This is a genomic window from Bacillus sp. FF-1, from assembly GCF_028548245.1.
GTDB lineage: Bacteria > Bacillota > Bacilli > Bacillales > Bacillaceae_G > Bacillus_A > Bacillus_A paranthracis.
Map to the genome: position 1 here is coordinate 485,694 of NZ_JAQQGG010000003.1, position 18,277 is coordinate 503,970.

The window sequence follows — 18,277 nt, forward strand, 5'->3', positions numbered from 1 at the left end:
AGAAAGAAGCCTCTACACTTCTTCCTTCGTCATTTCATTATCCTATTATTTCACCTTTTGTGAAACAATTTTTTCGTATGAAAGTATACCATCAATGATAACTTGATTTAATTTCGCTAATGATTCCTTATCATCTTTTCCATCCTTCACTGTTTGCACAGCTACCGACGTATACATATACAATTTCTTCGCTTCTTCCTGCTTCATACTTTTCCCTTCTTTTTCAATCGCTTTCCACTCTTTTTCGATTGCACTTATATCTTTTGCATTACTTTTTTCACTAGCTTGTACGCTAGAAGCATATTTTGCTAAATGAGTATATAATGGCTGTACTTTTGTTAAAAACGCCCCGATTTCTTTATCATCTTTAAGTAACGCTTTATCTGTTATATCCCAGTCCTTTTTCAATACGGAGACATTATCTTTTTTATACTGCGTCATTAATTGGTTTATGCCTTGTTCATCGCTAGCAATACCAACAACTAATGCATACTTATCACCGCTCGGTTTTAAGGCTGCTACACCTCCATTACCTTTCCACTCTTCAAGAGCGGCCTGTCCCTTTTCTTCAGAAGAATAGATTCCTCCTTGAACAAAAAATAATTTCATTGGATCTAATGACGTTCCTGTCTGTGCTTTTGTTTTTTCCTCTTTTGGTGCTGTTGTTTGTTCTGCCGTTCCACCCACCTTTGATTCTTCCTTTCGCATCTGCTTCGAAGCTGTTACTTCGCTTCCTCCTGTCGCACCTTGTCCTTTCAGTAACTGTAGCATCCCCATCCCAAACGCCGTACCAATAATAATTGCAGTTGCAACGATTGCAATTAACGTATTGCTCCACTTCTTTCGATTTTTTTCCGTAGACGCTACTTTCGATTTTTGAAACGGAACAACGTTTTTTGGCCTTTCACTTTCTACTACCATCCAGTCAAATTCATCTTTCTTCTTCTCCTCATACTTCGCTTCTGTTCCATTCACTTTCACTGAGATCGTTCGTGATTGCTTGTCCATACACTCACACCTCACCTCTTATCGTTGTCCGCATCATATCATATTCATTTCACAAAAAAACGAGATATTTGTCAGAGGAATTCGCCAAATAACCCTATATATTTATCTTATATGTATGCATTTGACTTCATTTGTAGAACAAAAAAACTAGATAGCAAAGACTATCTAGTTTTTTTCGCGAATATATTTTCGAACTTCCGAAATGAAATAAAGAGAACCTGTTATGATAAAAACATCATTTTCTCCAAGCATTTCAACCTTCGTATCAATTGCCTCTTTCCAATTTTCAAAAACTAATTTTGACTCTTCCTTTGCATACGATGCAAGCTCGCCTGCTGAAATAGCACGATCAAAGGCGAATGTTGTAAAAATAATTTCATCGGCGATGCTTTCTAATTGACCTACCATATTGTGCAATTGTTTATCACCAAGGGCAGTAAATAAAACTATTACATTTTTATCTTTGTAATGTGATTCTACCGTTTTCACAAGACTTTCAATACCTTCTGGGTTATGAGCACCATCTATAATAATATCCGGATTACTTTGCAGTTTTTCAAAGCGCCCCACCCAATACGCTTCCTGTAATCCCGTTCTTATTTCTTCTTCCTCAATTAAAAATGATAAGTATGTTTTTACATACATGACTGCCATAAGTGCAAGTGCTGCGTTTCCTACTTGATGGCTGCCTTTCATTGTGATTCGCACATCTTCAAAAGAGGCGAAAGGACAAGTGAAATCGAACTGTTCTCCATCTTCACTAGACTGTTTATGTAACGCTGTAAAATGGTTGCCCATCTCGTATAAGTTTGCCTGATTTTCCTTTGCAACTTTTTGAATGACTTGCAACGCTTCCTCATCTTGCACACCAGTAATAACCGGAACACCAGACTTAATAATTCCCGCCTTTTCATATGCAATTTCTCCTAATGTATTACCTAAAATATGCATATGATCGTGACCGATATTCGTAATAATCGTGAGAACTGGATGAATCACATTCGTAGAATCAAAGCGCCCTCCAAGCCCTGTTTCAAATAAAACAACATCACAGAAATTAACTTTACCGAAGTAACAAATTGCCATAACAGTAATAATTTCAAACTCAGTCGCTTCCCCTAAATCCGTTTCATCTAGTTTTTCAACGACTGGCTTTACCATCTTTACAAGTTCAGTAATCTCTTCATCTGCAATTGGTGTTCCATTCACACTAATACGCTCGTTAAATGTTTCAATATAAGGGGAGGTAAATGTTCCTACCTTATATTTTGCATTTTCTAACATGTAGCGCATATATGTTAACGTTGAACCTTTTCCATTTGTACCAGCAAGGTGAACACATTTTATGTGACGCTCCGGATTTCCGAGCTCTTCTAGCATCCATCTCATTCTTTCTAATCCCGGTTTAATACCAAACTTCAATCGGCTATGAATCCACCCTATCGCTTCTTCGTATGTATGTATCACGTATGCTTTCCCCTTTCAAAAAACAACCTTCATAACCCTATTATACGCAAAGAAAAGAGACTCACCAATATAGTGAGTCTCTAAAAAGCATTTTATTTCTCAAGATCTGCTAGACGTTGGCGAACTGCTTCGCGTTTTTCTAGGTAATCTTGCTCTTTCGCACGCTCTCCTTCAATAACTGCTGCAGGAGCTTTCGCTACGAAACCTTGGTTTGAAAGTTTCTTCTGTACACGTTCTACTTCTTTGTCGAACTTCTCAAGCTCTTTCTCAAGACGCGCTCTCTCTTCATCAAGATTGATAAGATCAGCTAACGGTAAGAATAACTCTGCACCTGTTACAATTGCAGTCATTGCTTTTTCTGGCGCTTGTAAGTCCGTTTGAATTGTTAATTCGCTTGGGTTACAGAAACGCTCAATGTAAGAGCTGTTTTTCGTAAGTTGAGCAAGTACAGCCTCGTCTTTTGCTTTAATTTGCATTTGAACTTTTTTGCTCATTGGCGTATTAACTTCTGCACGGATATTACGAACAGAACGAATGATATCAACTAGAAGGTGCATTTCTGCTGCAGCTTCTGCATCTTGTAAATCTTCGCGTACTGTTGGCCACGCTGCTACTGTAATAGATTCGCCTTCGTGCGGTAAATGTTGCCAAATCTTCTCTGTTACGAATGGCATGAATGGGTGTAATAGACGCATTGTTTGGTCTAATACGTAAGCTAAAATAGAACGAGTTGTTTTCTTAGCTGCTTCATCTTCACCGTATAGAGGAAGTTTCGCCATTTCAATGTACCAGTCACAGAAATCATCCCAAATAAAGTTGTATAATGAGCGACCAGCTTCACCGAACTCATATTTATCCATGTTACGTGTTACGCTTTCGATTGTTTCATTTAAGCGAGTTAAAATCCACTTATCTGCAACTGATTTTTCACCAGTTAAATCGATTTCTTCATATTTCATGTCATCCATGTTCATTAATACGAAACGTGATGCATTCCAAATTTTATTAATGAAGTTCCAAGTAGATTCTACTTTCTCCATGCTGAAGCGTAAATCTTGACCTGGTGCACTTCCCGTTGATAAGAAGAAACGCATTGCATCTGCACCGTACTTCTCGATAACTTCCATTGGGTCAATACCGTTACCAAGAGATTTACTCATTTTACGTCCTTGCTCATCACGAACTAAACCGTGAATTAATACATCTTTAAATGGACGCTCGCCTGTAAACTCTAAACCTTGGAAAATCATACGAGATACCCAGAAGAAGATGATGTCATAACCAGTTACTAGTGCATCTGTTGAATAGTAACGCTTGAAGTCTGCTGCATCTTCATTTGGCCAACCAAGTGTTGAGAATGGCCATAGTGCTGAACTGAACCATGTATCAAGTACGTCGTTATCTTGATTCCAGTTTTCAATATCTGCTGGTGCTTCTGTACCTACGTATACTTCACCAGTTTCTTTATGATACCAAGCTGGAATGCGGTGTCCCCACCATAATTGACGAGAAATACACCAGTCGTGAATATTTTCCATCCAACGTAAATATGTGTTTTCGAAACGCTCTGGTACGAACGTTACTTTCTCTTCTTCTTTTTGCTGAAGCGCTACTGCCTTCTCAGCAAGTGGAGCCATTTTTACGAACCATTGTGTTGATAAGTAAGGCTCAACAACTGCACCACTACGCTCACTATGACCTACTGAATGCATATGAGGCTCGATTTCTACTAATACGCCCGCTTCTTGTAAATCTTTTACTAACGCTTTACGGCACTCGAAACGATCCATACCGTTATACTTACCAGCTTTTTCGTTCATCGTTCCATCTTCGTTCATTACTAAGATACGTGGTAAGTCATGACGGTTACCTACTTCAAAGTCATTCGGGTCATGAGCTGGCGTAATTTTTACAACACCTGTTCCGAAATCTTTTTCTACATACTCATCAGCAATAATCGGAATCTCACGGCCTACGATTGGAAGTGTAACTGTTTTTCCGATTAAATGCTTGTAACGATCGTCTTCTGGATGAACCGCTACCGCTGTATCACCAAGCATCGTTTCTGGACGAGTTGTTGCAAGACGAATGTGGCCAGATCCATCTGTTAACGGATAGTTCATATGGTAGAATGCACCTTGAACTTCTTTATGAATTACTTCAATATCAGAAAGAGCTGTGCGTGTTGCCGGGTCCCAGTTGATAATATATTCACCGCGGTAAATTAAGCCTTTTTCGTATAATTGAACGAATACTTTATTAACCGCATCAGATAAACCTTCGTCTAATGTGAAACGTTCGCGAGAATAGTCTAGTCCTAAACCAACTTTCCCCCATTGTTGACGAATGTGAGAAGCGTATTCTTCTTTCCATTCCCAAGCCTTTTCAAGGAATTTCTCACGGCCAAGATCGTAACGTGAAATACCTTCTTCACGAAGTTTCCCTTCTACTTTCGCTTGTGTTGCGATACCTGCATGGTCCATTCCTGGAAGCCACAATACATCGTAACCTTGCATACGCTTCGTACGAGTTAAAATATCTTGAAGAGTTGTATCCCAAGCATGACCTAAGTGTAACTTACCAGTTACGTTCGGAGGTGGAATTACAATTGTATACGGTTGTTTCTTCTCGTCTCCTGTTGCTTCAAAATATTTGCCTTCTAACCACCACTGATAAAGGCCTTCTTCAACGGACATATGATCATATTTAGTTGGTAAATTCTTTTCCGTGTTTGACATTATTTTCCCTCCTTAAAATAAAAAATGCCCCTCATCCAAAAAAGGACGAGGGACATCGCGGTACCACCTTTATTTACAAACAAATTCAGAAATTTGCTTATACTCTTAATTTGATAACGGACAAATCCGTCTTTTCCTAATGAGAACTATTCCGTTCAGAAAAGATGCTCCAGGGCTACCTTCTAACATAACTATCTAGAGAATCTCCCAGCTAATGATTCTCCTCTCTGAAGACGTTTCTTGTTATACTCTTCCCCTTCAAGGCATTTATATGATTGTTAATTATTATATACAATAGTGTAAAAAACGAAACCTTATTCGTCAAGATAAATTTAATACTACAGCTTTTTGAGTAAAAAAAAGAAGATAAGTAACATCCTCTACTTATCTTCTTTATCCGTTCCCTTGCTGGGCAGCTTGTAATTGCGAAAGAAAATATTCTATATTACTAACGAGCCAATGCGCTTGTTGCAAACTCTTTACTCCGAGAAGTTCATTTTCCTCATTACGCCGCTCTCTTCTTTTCTTATAAGACTGGATTTGCCGAATAAATTGCGATGGATACGTCATATACGCAAACATGAGTAGTTGCTCTTCTTTCGTAAAAGGGAAATTTTTTTGATACATTTGATACCATTCAAACCGATCACTTCGCGCAATTGGATATGTGTTTAAAGACCGAGAATAAAAGCCTACAATATCTTGCACAGGTGTTGCAAACTTCGATTTTTCTAAACTAATAAAATAGCCATTCCGTTCATAATCAAATAAAAAATGATTAAGCGATACGTTACCATGTACAAAAGTAATGCGCGTTGTTTCTTTTTCTTTCATTGCATCGTTCCACTCATTTAATTGCTTCGTCGCAAACTCACGCGCCCTCATTACATGATGATAGTACGTACAATATTGCAATTCAAACGGAGACATATACCACTTCGCTTCAGATTCTACAAGAAACTCTTCTAACATCTCTCCATCACTTTCCCAGCGATCGGATATATTTGTATAATGTTTTTCTAAATCCTCTTCTGTATACGTTTCTTCTTTTACCGTTTTTTGATGCAACGTTCCGAGAGTCTGAAACATTTTATGGTATTGATCATTATCCTCGCCGTTCCCTTCCGCACGCTCTAACCAAGGCATTAAATAATAATTATACGTACCGTCACTTAAAATATAATTTCCATCCGTCGCATGGTATATAGGTACATAATTTGAAAAACCTTTCTCCTTTAAATATTGAATATGGTGCAGAAAGTTATTCCGCTCTAACTTCCTGCCTTCTATTTTCTTGAGCGCATATGGACCTTGATTCGTATAAATTTTCGTCACGCTTCCGTGTTCTTCCATATGCTGCGTATCCAATCTATATTGCCTTACAATGGGTTCATAGCGATTTCGTAATTCCATATCCATACGAATAACCCTTTCTATTCAAAACATAGCCTTTAGAAAAATAAGTGAGTGAAAACACTCACTTATTTCGCTTTTGCTCTTGAAACAGGAATATAAATAATTTGTCCTGTAGTTAAATATATATCTTCTGTTTGATTGACACGGTATAAGTTTTGTACAGATGTTTCATAACGTTCTGCAACAGATTCAATCGTATCTCCTTCTTGCACGAAATACATTCTTAACTTTGTAAATTCTTCTTCCGGTTCTTTCGTAAATAATTTCGTTAAATAAAGCGCATTTTCATCTCGCTGTGAATACGTTTCTTCTTCTTGCTCTTCTTGTTTTTTCGCTTTTTCTTTCTTGAAATCTTTTCGTCCGAACAATTCAAATTGCGGCGTTGTTTCTTTCTCCTCTTCACGCTCTACAAATTCATGTTCTTCTATTTCCTCTTCTTCTACTTCCTGCTCTTTTCTTTCTTCTAGTTGGAACGGTTCAAACGCGTAATCTTCCCACTCATCTGATTCCTTATAAGCTGGTTCTTCTACTTGCGGCGTCGGTCTATTTTCATCCTCTTGCGCTGAATCAACTTCCAACTCAGCATACGCCGTTTCTTTCTCTTCCTCTTCATCCTCGATGCGTTCTTCATCACATAATCCTGTAATAGATATATCCGCTAATAATTGTAAGCAACCATTTTCCTTTAATTCATAATCAAATTCCTCGATGGATACATATAGTTCTTCAATTACTTTCACACGGTTTCTTGGGATCGATATTTCAAGCGGAAAGGAATGAACAAGTTCATTAACCCCATCTTCTCTCGTTTCTACATAATCAATTGACTTCGCTGGCGATAAATCTCTTAATGAATAAGCTGAATCATCTTGCCTTGCAACATACTCTCCCGTTAAATCTAATTGCCCTCTCACAATAACCTCATGATCAAGCTCTTCTATCTCAACGTCTGGATCTAACGAAATTGACAAAAGTTCTTCGACTTCCTGTCCTTTTTGGAACCAAACAGATTCTTTTAATGAAAAACGTAATGAATGATCTGTTGCCACTTCTTTTCCCCCTCCCAAACTATATGTCATTACAGATTTATGTACGGAAAGCTGACTTTATGAATAAAAAAAAATCGCTCCCCTTACGGAGAGCGATTTTCTTTATTCAATTAAGCTTTTAATTTTGACATTGCAATTTCAGCCGCTGCAATCGTCGCTTCAATATCAGCATCACTATGTGCTGTCGATAAGAATAAACCTTCGAATTGAGATGGCGGTAAAAATACCCCTTGTTCTACCATTTCACGATAGTAAGCCGCAAAGAACTCTAAGTTTGAAGATTTTGCTGCATCGTAATTAATAACTGGTTCATCTGTAAAGAAGATACCAATCATAGAACCCGCACGATTGATATGATGTGGAATGCCATGTTTTTCAGCCGCTTTACGTAAGCCAGCTTCTAACATTTCAGCTTTACGCTCAAATTCTACATACGATTCTGGCGTTAACTGTACTAACGTTTCATAACCTGCTGCCATTGCTAGTGGGTTACCTGATAAAGTACCTGCTTGATAAATCGGTCCGCTCGGTGCAACTTGGCGCATAATTTCTGCTTTACCACCGTATGCTCCTACCGGTAATCCACCACCGATTACTTTACCTAAACAAGTTAAATCAGGTGTTACACCGTAATAACCTTGTCCACAATTATAAGCAACACGGAATCCTGTCATTACTTCATCAAAAATAAGCAATGCGCCATTTTGCTCTGTTACTTCACGAAGACCTTCTAAAAATCCTGGTTGCGGAGGAACAACACCCATATTCCCTGCTACTGGTTCTACAATGACACAAGCAATATCATCACCGAATTGTTCGAAAGCGTATTTCACACTTTCTAAATCGTTATACGCTACTGTAATCGTATTTTTCGCTACACCTTCTGGTACACCAGGGCTATCTGGTAAACCTAGCGTCGCTACCCCAGAACCCGCTTTAATTAATAACGAGTCACCATGACCGTGATAACAACCGATAAATTTCAAAATTTTGTTACGCCCTGTATAACCACGAGCTAAACGTAGCGCACTCATTGTCGCTTCTGTTCCAGAGTTAACCATACGCACAATCTCAATTGATGGAACACGCTCAATAACAAGTTTCGCTAATTTATTTTCAATTTCCGTTGGAGCACCGAAGCTCGTACCTTTTTCAGCAACAGCTTTTAAAGCCTCAACAACACGATCATTTGCATGACCATGAATTAATGGACCCCATGATAATACGTAATCGATGTATTCATTTCCATCGATATCATATACTTTAGAGCCTTTTCCACGCTCCATAAACAACGGATTCATACCGACAGACTTAAAAGCACGAACTGGGCTATTTACGCCACCAGGCATTAAATCTTGAGCCTCTTCAAACGCTGCAATCGACTTATCAAACTTTTTCATTATTTAGCGCCTCCTTCTTGTAACCATCTTGCTGCATCTTTCGCATGATACGTAATAATTAAATCTGCTCCTGCGCGTTTCATACTAATTAATTTTTCAAGTACAACTTCTTTTTCATTAATCCAGCCATTTTGCGCTGCCGCTTTAATCATTGAATATTCACCGCTTACGTTATAAGCAACGACTGGTAAATTAAAGTTATTTTTCACATCACGAACGATATCTAAGTAAGAAAGAGCTGGCTTTACAATTAAGAAATCTGCCCCTTCCATTACATCTGATTCTGCTTCACGGAATGCTTCCATGCGGTTCGCTGGGTCCATTTGATATGTTTTACGATCACCAAATTGCGGTGCACCATGCGCCGCATCACGGAATGGTCCGTAAAATGCTGATGAATATTTAACAGCGTACGACATAACTGGTACATGTCCAAAACCATTTTCATCTAATGCGTGGCGAATTGCTGTTACGAATCCGTCCATCATGTTTGATGGCGCAATAATGTCCGCTCCTGCTTTCGCTTGGCTTACAGCTGTTTTTGCAAGAACTGCAAGAGACTCGTCATTTAAAATAATACCATCTTCAATTACACCGCAATGACCATGGCTTGTGAATTGGCATAAACATGTATCCGCAACTACTACTAGATCAGGGAATTCACCTTTAATTTGCTGAATCGCACGTTGCACAATTCCATGATCACAATATGCTGATGATCCAACTTCATCTTTTTCAGCAGGTAAACCAAATACAATAACAGAACGAATACCTAAATCAACAACTTCTTGCATTTCAGCTTGCAATAAATCTAAAGATATTTGATATACGCCTGGCATAGAAGGCACTTCATTACGAACATTCTCTCCTTCTAATACAAAAATAGGGTAAATAAAATCTTCCGTATGTAAAAACGTTTCACGCACAAGCGCACGCATGCCTCCACTTTGTCTTAAGCGACGATGACGATTAAATTGTAAAGAGTTCATAGATTTCTATCCCCATTCTTTTATTTTATAGATTCACAAACACATTGTAGTAATGCTTCTACAGTGTACTCTTTCGGCATAATAATATGCGGAAAATAAAGGCTCGCCTCTTTTTCCGTAATAGGCCCTATACAAGCAATTGTACATTTTTTTGTCCATTCTCTCCAGTTTGTATCCTCAAGTAAACGAACAAAACTCGTAACAGTGGAAGGGCTCGTAAATGTAATAATGTCTACTTTCCCTACTTCTAACGCTTCTATAAGCTCTTGCTTTTTCTCTACATTTTCTTTCGTACCATATACGATAAGCTCATCTAGAGAAACACCCATTTCACGAAGCGCAACTGGAATTACGTCTCTTGCTAAATTCCCTTTCGGAAATAAAATACGTTCGTTTCCACTTAATCTTTTTACAAACTCTTCTGCAAATACTTCTGCAACAAATGAAGTTGGAACAAAATCCACTCGATAGCCTCGCTTTTCTAACTCTAACTTTGTTTTCACACCTACTGCAGCAATTTTAGTCGTTACAGGTAGCTTCTGTCTCAAACGATCTAGAAAAAAAGCTACCCCATTTTTACTCGTAAAAATAACCCAGTCATACGAATGTAACTGCCCTGCTATATGTTGAATTTGCCTATGAGACATACCTTCCATACGCAAAAGCGGAATTTCCAATGGAATTCCGCTCTTTTCTTTCACCGCTACACTCATTTGTTTTGCTTGATGCTGGGCACGTGTAATCAATACCGTTTTGCCAGCGAGAGCGTTCATGCTTATTGTTGCTCCTTATTTGCAGCAAGAATGAGTTCTTTTGCGCCTTGGTTAATTAAACGGTCCGCAGCCTCTAATCCTACTTTCTCTGGATCAGTTCCTACTACTTTCTCTTTCAATAAAACAGAACCGTCCATAGACCCGACAAGAGCTGTTAATTCGATTGCATCGTTTTCCGTAAGAGTTGCATATCCAGCGATCGGAACTTGGCATCCCCCTTCAAGTTTATGAAGAAATACGCGTTCTGCTGCCACTGTTTTTTCTGTTACTCCATCATTCATATGAGCTAACAACTGCAGTAAATCTTTATCATCCTCACGACACTCAATCGCTAATGCACCTTGTCCTACAGCAGGTACACATAACGTCTCATCTAAATGTTCTGTAATAACTTCATTATCCCAGCCCATTCTTTGTAATCCCGCTGTCGCTAAAATAATTGCATCGTAATCTTCTTCTTTTAATTTGCGTAAACGTGTATCGATATTTCCGCGAATCCACTTCACTTGTAAGTCTGGTCTCGCAGCGAGTAGCTGTGCACTACGTCTTAAACTACTCGTACCTAAAATAGCGCCTTCTGCTAACTCTTTAAACGACGCTCCGTTTTTTGAGATAAAAGCATCACGAGGGTCAACACGCTTTGGTGTACAACCAATCATTAATCCTTCTGGAAGTACGGCCGGCATATCTTTCATACTATGTACAGCCATATCAATTTCTTTCGTAAGTAGCGCATGTTCAATCTCCTTCACAAACAAGCCTTTGCCACCTACTTTTGAAAGAGTAACATCTAAAATTACATCGCCTTTTGTGACGATTTCTTTCACTTCAAATTCATATGGTAAACCTAGCGCTTTTAACTGATCAATAAACCAATTTGTTTGCGTTAATGCTAATTTACTCTTTCGTGACCCTACAATAATTTTGCGCATAATTTTCTCTCCTCATTATAAATACCAAAAGTGGAAGTTGGATAAACTGCTTAATAGAAAAATATTAATTAGCATTACGAGAAATGCTCCGATGTTCCACTGCACGATTTTCTTCCCTTGCAACACATCTGCCGCTCGTAAATATAGGCCAGCACAATATACAAATAGAACGACAAAGGACCCGATTACTTTCGTATCATACCAATGGAAATTGTCCAATTTTGTATATCCCCATATGCATCCTAATAAGATAGCTAGTAAGAAAAATGGAACAGAAAATAAATTTAATCCGTAAGACATCGATTCTAGCTTCGGTAAATTCCCTAACCTTCTTAATCTGGCATTCCATTTTTTCTTTTTTAATAGGCGATATTGCAATAAATACATAATAGAAAAAATGAACGATACAGTAAAAGTTGCATAAGAAATAATAGCCATACCGACATGTACATATACAAGCTCCGAAACTAATTGCTCTGCAAGTATCGGCGACATCTTTCCAAGCGGCGTAAAAATAGAAAAAGCGCTTACGCCAAATGCAACAACATTTGTAAAAAAGACTAAAAAATCGATTCTCATAAATCGATTAATGACTAACGACATCGTAATCAATAGCCAAACATAAAAATAAATACCTGATAATAAGGTTAAAAGGGGGTTCGTTTCTGAATCTGTAGCTCTAAGCAACATAAAAATAGAATGCAGAACCCATACAATCGAAAGTAACCAAAAAGCAAATCGGTTCGCCTTTCGGTTACTTTGGAAATAATCTATAAAATATAAACTAATGCTACAAGCATATAAAATAATTGCAATATGATAAATAATACTGTTATTTAAAAAACTCATCCGATCATCCTTCCAAATTATAAAGATGGAACGGATGGTGTCCACGCTCTTTTATGTTCTACTTCTTCCGCACGACTCTCTACGTCTTCCATTTCTAAATCGAAAATCTTTGCAAATAACGCTAATTTTTCGTCTGCTCCCTCTTCAGCAGCTATTTCTTTCGCTACCAAAATTGGGTCTTTTAATAATTGATTAATAATACTTTTCGTATGCTTACTAATTACTTTTCTCTCACGATCACTAAGATTCGGTATTTTTCGTTCCAGACTTTCCATCGTTTCACTTTGAATAGCAAGTGCCTTATCACGAAGAGCTGATATTAACGGAACGACACCAAGTGTACTTAACCACGTTTTAAATACAACAATTTCCTCTTCAATCATAAATTGAATTTTCTCTGCTTCTTTCAAACGCTCAGCACGGTTCGCTTCCACTACTCCTTGCAAATCATCAATGTCATACAAGAAAGAACCTTCTAGCTCATCAATTGCTGGATCAATATCACGCGGCACTGCAATATCAACCATAAATAATGGACGACCAGAGCGCATTTTCTCTACCTTTGTCATCATCTCTTTCGTAATGACATAATCCGATGCACCAGTTGAACTAATTAAAATATCAGCTTCTAATAATGCACATTGTAATTCACTTAAAGGTTTTGCGTGTCCCATATATTTCTCAGCCATTATTTCTGCTTTTGAAAGCGTTCTATTCATGACTGTTACTTTACGAGCACCACTTCCATATAAGTTTTGTAGTGCAAGTTCACCCATTTTACCAGCACCAAGAATAAGTACGTGACAATCTGTTAACTCGCCAAATATTTTCTTCCCAAGCTCAACAGCAGCATAACTAACAGACATCGCGCTTTCACCAATTGTCGTTTCTGAGTGAGCACGTTTCGCCAATGTAATAACTTGCTTAAACAATTCATTAAAAATTGTCCCTGTTGCTTTTACTTGTTGCGCTTCTAAAAAGCTATCTTTTATTTGACCTAAAATTTGCGTCTCTCCAACTACCATAGAATCTAAACCGCACGTTACGCGGAATAAATGATCAATTGCACCATCTTGTTCAAAAATAGTTAAATATGGTGCGACTTCTTCTATTTCAAGCTGAAACCAATCAGCTAAAAACTTCTTAATATAATACCGTCCCGTGTGTAATTGATCGACAACAGCATAAACCTCAGTGCGATTACAAGTTGATACAATAACATTCTCTAACACGCTCTTTTGATTTTGTAATGTAGTCATTGCTTGCTCTAGCTCTGCTGCCTGAAATGTGAGTTTCTCACGAAATTCTACAGGGGCTGTTCGATAATTTACACTAACAACAAGAATATGCACGCAGCATGTCCCCCTTCACCCGTTTTATCACTTTATCTACTATCATAATACAACTTTCCTCTTATGAATCTGACAATCGTGTGAACAACCGATTATTTTTTTATTTATTCTCCATATGTAAGAAAGGAGATTCAGTAAAATGAATAAAATTTTTCTACTTTATAATGATTATAAATTAATAACTCTATTTGTACGTTACCAAAAAAAGCCCTCATAATCAAGTGATGGAAACTATTCCATATAAATTATAACATCATCTTTCCTATCTTCTTTCATCATGAAGGAAAATATGTATGATTGTTCCAAATTGTAGCACAAACTTTCTCAATACAATGTATTTGACATTGTATTTCTTTTTCGTTATATTGATTTTACAAAATTAAATTGTGCACAACTTAATTAGAAAGGAGTCATTCATGACAGAAGATTCTTTGCATCTAGATAATCAACTTTGTTTTTCTATTTATGCTTGTTCTAGAGAGGTTACACGCTTTTACCGACCATATTTAGAAGAAATGGGCATTACGTATCCACAGTACATTACTTTACTCGTACTATGGGAGCAAGATGGATTAACAGTAAAAGAAATTGGAGAACGTCTATTTTTAGATTCCGGTACGTTAACACCTATGTTAAAACGAATGGAATCATTAAACCTTGTAAAACGCGTTCGTTCCAAAGAAGATGAGCGAAAAGTGTGTATTGAATTAACAGAACAAGGAAAAGATTTACAAGATAAGGCTTGTTCATTGCCGACAACGATGGCAACAAATTTAGGAATTACAGAACAAGAATATCGTTCTTTATTAATTCAATTAAATAAACTAATTGAAACAATGAAAACAATTAATGATAGAAAAGGGGAATAAACATGGATAAATTATATACTGCTTCAGTAACTGCTACAGGTGGAAGAAATGGAAAAGTAGTATCAGATGATGGCATATTAAATCTTGATGTGAAAATGCCGAAAGCACTAGGTGGTGCAGGCGGAGAGGCAACAAATCCAGAACAACTATTTGCTGCTGGTTACGCTGCTTGTTTTGATAGTGCATTACAACTTGTCATTCGTACGAAACGTGTGAAAGTAGAAAGTACAGAAGTAACTGCTCACGTTTCTATCGGAAAAGATACAGATGGTGGTTTCGGCCTATCTGCTGTACTTGATGTACATGTCGCTGGCGTTTCACATAGCGAAGCACAAGAACTTGTAGAAGCCGCTCACGGTGTATGTCCTTACTCTAAAGCAACACGAGGAAATATTGAGGTTACATTAAACGTACGCTAAAAGTGTATAAAGAAAAAAACGCGCGACATTCGTCACGCGTTTTTTGTTTTTGTAAATTTATGAATTGCTTTCCATGCTTCTTCTTTCCCAAGTCCTGTTTCAGAAGAGAATAGAACGACTTCATCGCCACTTTCAATATCAAGCGTTTCTTTTACAACTTTTAAATGCTTTTGCCATTTCCCTTTCGGAATTTTATCGGCTTTCGTTGCAATAATAATGGTTGGAATGTCATAATGCTTTAAGAAATCATACATCATTACATCATCATTTGTTGGTTTGTGACGTAAATCAACTACTAATACAGCTGCATCTAATTGCTCACGTGTTGTAAAATACGTTTCAATCATTTTACCCCAAGCCGCGCGCTCTGTTTTAGATACTTTCGCATATCCGTAACCTGGAACGTCCACAAAGTGCATCATCTCATTAATTAAGAAGAAGTTTAATGTTTGTGTTTTTCCTGGTTTAGAAGAAATACGTACTAACTTTTTACGATTTAAAATTTTATTAATAAAGGAAGACTTCCCGACATTTGAACGACCTGCTAATGCAATTTCTGGTAAGTCACCGTCTGGATATTGTTCTGGTTTAACAGCACTAATTACAATGTCTGCTTTTGTTACTTTCATTGTTTCACTCCTACTAATGCGTGCTCCAATACTTCATCTAAATGAGATGCAAGCACAAACGTAAGGTTTTCTTTTACGCTCTCTGGAATATCATCTAAATCTTTCTCATTTTCCGCTGGTAAAATAATCTTTGTTAAACCTGCGCGGTGAGCACTTAATGTTTTTTCTTTTAAACCACCAATCGGTAATACACGACCACGAAGTGTAATTTCACCTGTCATCCCCACTTCTTTACTTACAGGAATACCTGTTAGCGCAGAAATAAGTGCCGTTGCCATCGTAATACCTGCTGACGGTCCATCCTTTGGAACTGCTCCTTCTGGAACATGAATATGAATATCATTTTTCTCATGGAAATCAGGATCAATCTGAAGCTCTTTTGCACGAGAACGAATATAGCTAAACGCTGCTTGTGCGGATTCTTTCATAACATCCCCAAGTTTCCCTGTTAAAATTAATTTCCCTTTACCTGGCGCTACGGACACTTCGATCGCCAGTGTATCGCCACCTGCTGCCGTATACGCTAAACCTGTCGCCATACCAACTTGGTCTGTTTTTTCAGCTTGCCCATAACGGAATATGTGCTTACCAAGTAAATCAACAACGTTTTTCTCTGTTACTACAATACGCTTACGTTCTGCTGTAACGATAATCTTTGCTGCTTTACGACAAACCTTTGCAATTTGGCGCTCTAATGTACGAACACCAGCCTCACGTGTATAATAGCGGATAATTTCAAGAAGCGCTTCATCACGTACTTGTAAATTACCTTTTCGTAAGCCATGCTCTTTTAATTGTTTCGGCAATAAATGTTCACGAGCAATGTGAACCTTTTCAAGCTCTGTATAGCCAGCAATCGAAATAATTTCCATACGGTCAAGTAACGGACCTGGAATACTGGAAAGTGTATTCGCAGTTGCTACAAACATAACTTTCGATAGATCATATGGTTCTTCAATATAATGATCACTGAAGTTATGGTTTTGTTCTGGGTCTAACACTTCAAGTAATGCTGCTGAAGGATCTCCACGGAAATCGTTAGACATTTTATCAATTTCATCTAATAAGAAGACTGGATTAACTGATTTCGCCTTTTTCATACCTTGAATAATACGTCCTGGCATTGCTCCAACGTACGTACGACGGTGACCACGAATTTCAGATTCATCACGCACACCACCAAGGGATACACGGACAAAATTACGATTTAATGATGTTGCAATAGAACGCGCTAACGAAGTTTTTCCGACCCCAGGTGGTCCTACTAAACAAAGGATAGGCCCTTTTAATGAATTCGTTAACTTCTGTACCGCTAAATATTCAAGTACGCGCTCTTTCACTTTCTCAAGACCGTAATGATCTTTGTTTAAAATCTCTTCAGAATGAGCAAGATCAATCATATCTTCTGTTGCCTCTGTCCACGGAAGTGCTAATAACCAATCGATATAATTGCGAATAACACCGCTCTCCGCAGAACTTGCTGGTAACTTTTCATAACGATCTAATTCTTTCAGTGCGGCCTTCATTGTTTCTTCAGGCATTCCTGACTGTTCAATTTTCTCACGAAGTTCTTCAACTTCCCCGCCCTTACCTTCTTTATCGCCAAGTTCAGTTTGAATCGCCTTCATTTGCTCACGTAAAAAATATTCTTTTTGCGTGCGCTCCATTGAACGTTTCACTTTTTGTCCAATTTTCTTTTCTAAACTAAGTAATTCTTGTTCATCTTGAATAATTGAAATAAGTGTATGTAATCGTTCTTTCACAGATATGATTTCTAAAATCTCTTGTTTCTGCTTCGTTTTAATTGGCAAGTGAGAAGCAATTAAATCCGCTAATCTTCCTGGCTCTTCTACATCAGCTACCGTTGCAAATGTTTCATTTGAAACTTTTTTCGAAACTTTAATATATTGTTCGAAATGCTCCAGTAATGTGCGCATAAGAGCTTTCTCTTCTAAATCAGCTTCCACTTCTTCCGTTATCGTTTTAATAGAAACTTGCACTACATTTTCTTCTTCGATAAACTCTACTACTTCTGCTCTATGTAAACCTTCTACAAGGACACGAAGCGTACCGTTCGGCAATTTTAACATTTGCTTCACTTTCGCCACTGTACCTACACTATATATGTCATCTTCTTTCGGATCATCGATATTCATTTCTTTTTGCATTGCTAAAAAGATGATATTTTCATCCATTGCCGCCTGCTCTAGTGCTTGTATCGATTTATCACGTCCTACATCAAGATGCAGAACCATCGTTGGATATACGAGAACGCCTCTTAATGGTAGGAGGGGCACGATTCTTTCATTCGTATTCATACTAGACATAGCACCTCCATAATAAATTAAACTCCTGTTCAACTATTTTATATTACAATACATCTAGAT

15 protein-coding genes and 1 other annotated feature are annotated in these 18,277 nt (G+C 37.8%); of the genes, 2 read left to right on the forward strand and 13 right to left on the reverse strand.

Features of this window, described 5'->3' with window-relative positions; all coding sequences use genetic code 11:
• Positions 1 to 45: 45 nt before the first annotated feature.
• The 11 genes from PQF83_RS13010 to hemA all read right to left on the reverse strand — a co-directional run bounded on the left by PQF83_RS13010 (position 46) and on the right by hemA (position 13,973).
• Positions 46 to 1,008: a hypothetical protein gene (locus PQF83_RS13010; RefSeq protein WP_000360990.1), complete on the reverse strand. Its 963-nt coding sequence runs from the start codon at positions 1,006 to 1,008 to the stop codon at positions 46 to 48.
• A gap of 165 nt (positions 1,009 to 1,173) precedes the next feature.
• Complete coding sequence (locus PQF83_RS13015) at positions 1,174 to 2,475, reverse strand: bifunctional folylpolyglutamate synthase/dihydrofolate synthase (protein WP_000582084.1); 1,302 nt, start codon at positions 2,473 to 2,475, stop codon at positions 1,174 to 1,176.
• Positions 2,476 to 2,567: 92 nt separating this feature from the next.
• On the reverse strand, positions 2,568 to 5,213 hold the full coding sequence (locus tag PQF83_RS13020) for a valine--tRNA ligase (RefSeq protein ID WP_000072229.1): 2,646 nt from the start codon (positions 5,211 to 5,213) through the stop codon (positions 2,568 to 2,570).
• A gap of 38 nt (positions 5,214 to 5,251) precedes the next feature.
• Positions 5,252 to 5,484, reverse strand: a binding site (T-box leader).
• 122 nt (positions 5,485 to 5,606) lie between these two features.
• A complete protein-coding gene (gene ysxE, locus PQF83_RS13025; protein ID WP_000367001.1) occupies positions 5,607 to 6,632 on the reverse strand; it encodes a spore coat protein YsxE in 1,026 nt (341 codons plus the stop codon).
• 62 nt (positions 6,633 to 6,694) lie between these two features.
• A complete protein-coding gene (gene spoVID / locus PQF83_RS13030) occupies positions 6,695 to 7,678 on the reverse strand; it encodes a stage VI sporulation protein D (protein ID WP_000179732.1) in 984 nt (327 codons plus the stop codon).
• Positions 7,679 to 7,788: 110 nt separating this feature from the next.
• The gene (gene hemL / locus PQF83_RS13035; protein ID WP_000712926.1) at positions 7,789 to 9,078 is read right to left on the reverse strand and encodes a glutamate-1-semialdehyde 2,1-aminomutase; all 1,290 of its coding nucleotides are present in this window, start codon (positions 9,076 to 9,078) and stop codon (positions 7,789 to 7,791) included.
• Positions 9,078 to 10,067 (reverse strand): porphobilinogen synthase, encoded by a 990-nt coding sequence (gene hemB / locus PQF83_RS13040; RefSeq protein WP_001087058.1) that lies wholly within the window; start codon positions 10,065 to 10,067, stop codon positions 9,078 to 9,080. Before hemB ends, hemL begins: the two co-directional genes overlap by 1 nt.
• A 20-nt stretch (positions 10,068 to 10,087) precedes the next feature.
• Entirely contained in the window at positions 10,088 to 10,840 is a 753-nt protein-coding gene (gene hemD, locus PQF83_RS13045) for a uroporphyrinogen-III synthase (protein ID WP_000992332.1), read from the reverse strand.
• Between the two features lie 2 nt (positions 10,841 to 10,842).
• A complete protein-coding gene (hemC, locus tag PQF83_RS13050) occupies positions 10,843 to 11,772 on the reverse strand; it encodes a hydroxymethylbilane synthase (RefSeq protein ID WP_001226410.1) in 930 nt (309 codons plus the stop codon).
• A gap of 15 nt (positions 11,773 to 11,787) precedes the next feature.
• Positions 11,788 to 12,621, reverse strand: a complete 834-nt coding sequence (locus PQF83_RS13055; protein WP_000008993.1) for a cytochrome C assembly family protein — start codon at positions 12,619 to 12,621, stop codon at positions 11,788 to 11,790.
• A 17-nt stretch (positions 12,622 to 12,638) separates the two neighbouring features.
• Positions 12,639 to 13,973: a glutamyl-tRNA reductase gene (hemA, locus tag PQF83_RS13060; RefSeq protein ID WP_000547851.1), complete on the reverse strand. Its 1,335-nt coding sequence runs from the start codon at positions 13,971 to 13,973 to the stop codon at positions 12,639 to 12,641.
• A 416-nt stretch (positions 13,974 to 14,389) separates the two neighbouring features.
• Between hemA and PQF83_RS13065 the strand changes: the two genes are divergently transcribed.
• Complete coding sequence (locus PQF83_RS13065; protein WP_000133920.1) at positions 14,390 to 14,842, forward strand: MarR family winged helix-turn-helix transcriptional regulator; 453 nt, start codon at positions 14,390 to 14,392, stop codon at positions 14,840 to 14,842.
• Between the two features lie 2 nt (positions 14,843 to 14,844).
• Positions 14,845 to 15,261, forward strand: coding sequence for an organic hydroperoxide resistance protein (locus tag PQF83_RS13070; protein WP_000359781.1), 417 nt, complete (start codon positions 14,845 to 14,847; stop codon positions 15,259 to 15,261).
• A 32-nt stretch (positions 15,262 to 15,293) separates the two neighbouring features.
• Here PQF83_RS13070 and ysxC read toward each other — a convergent pair whose 3' ends face one another.
• A complete protein-coding gene (ysxC, locus tag PQF83_RS13075) occupies positions 15,294 to 15,890 on the reverse strand; it encodes a ribosome biogenesis GTP-binding protein YsxC (RefSeq protein WP_000869113.1) in 597 nt (198 codons plus the stop codon).
• Complete coding sequence (gene lon / locus PQF83_RS13080; RefSeq protein ID WP_000097294.1) at positions 15,887 to 18,217, reverse strand: endopeptidase La; 2,331 nt, start codon at positions 18,215 to 18,217, stop codon at positions 15,887 to 15,889. The genes ysxC and lon overlap by 4 nt, the downstream gene beginning before the upstream one ends.
• Positions 18,218 to 18,277 lie beyond the last annotated feature (60 nt).

What these genes read in the sequence shown, in the direction of transcription:
- PQF83_RS13010 (WP_000360990.1), bottom strand. Translation starts at nt 1,008, where the DNA reads ATGGACAAGCAATCACGAACGATCTCAGTGAAAGTGAATGGAACAGAA.
- PQF83_RS13020 (WP_000072229.1), bottom strand. Translation starts at nt 5,213, where the DNA reads ATGTCAAACACGGAAAAGAATTTACCAACTAAATATGATCATATGTCC.
- ysxE (WP_000367001.1), bottom strand. Translation starts at nt 6,632, where the DNA reads ATGGATATGGAATTACGAAATCGCTATGAACCCATTGTAAGGCAATAT.
- hemL (WP_000712926.1), bottom strand. Translation starts at nt 9,078, where the DNA reads ATGAAAAAGTTTGATAAGTCGATTGCAGCGTTTGAAGAGGCTCAAGAT.
- hemB (WP_001087058.1), bottom strand. Translation starts at nt 10,067, where the DNA reads ATGAACTCTTTACAATTTAATCGTCATCGTCGCTTAAGACAAAGTGGA.
- hemD (WP_000992332.1), bottom strand. Translation starts at nt 10,840, where the DNA reads ATGAACGCTCTCGCTGGCAAAACGGTATTGATTACACGTGCCCAGCAT.
- hemC (WP_001226410.1), bottom strand. Translation starts at nt 11,772, where the DNA reads ATGCGCAAAATTATTGTAGGGTCACGAAAGAGTAAATTAGCATTAACG.
- PQF83_RS13055 (WP_000008993.1), bottom strand. Translation starts at nt 12,621, where the DNA reads ATGAGTTTTTTAAATAACAGTATTATTTATCATATTGCAATTATTTTA.
- PQF83_RS13065 (WP_000133920.1), top strand. Translation starts at nt 14,390, where the DNA reads ATGACAGAAGATTCTTTGCATCTAGATAATCAACTTTGTTTTTCTATT.
- PQF83_RS13070 (WP_000359781.1), top strand. Translation starts at nt 14,845, where the DNA reads ATGGATAAATTATATACTGCTTCAGTAACTGCTACAGGTGGAAGAAAT.
- ysxC (WP_000869113.1), bottom strand. Translation starts at nt 15,890, where the DNA reads ATGAAAGTAACAAAAGCAGACATTGTAATTAGTGCTGTTAAACCAGAA.
- lon (WP_000097294.1), bottom strand. Translation starts at nt 18,217, where the DNA reads ATGTCTAGTATGAATACGAATGAAAGAATCGTGCCCCTCCTACCATTA.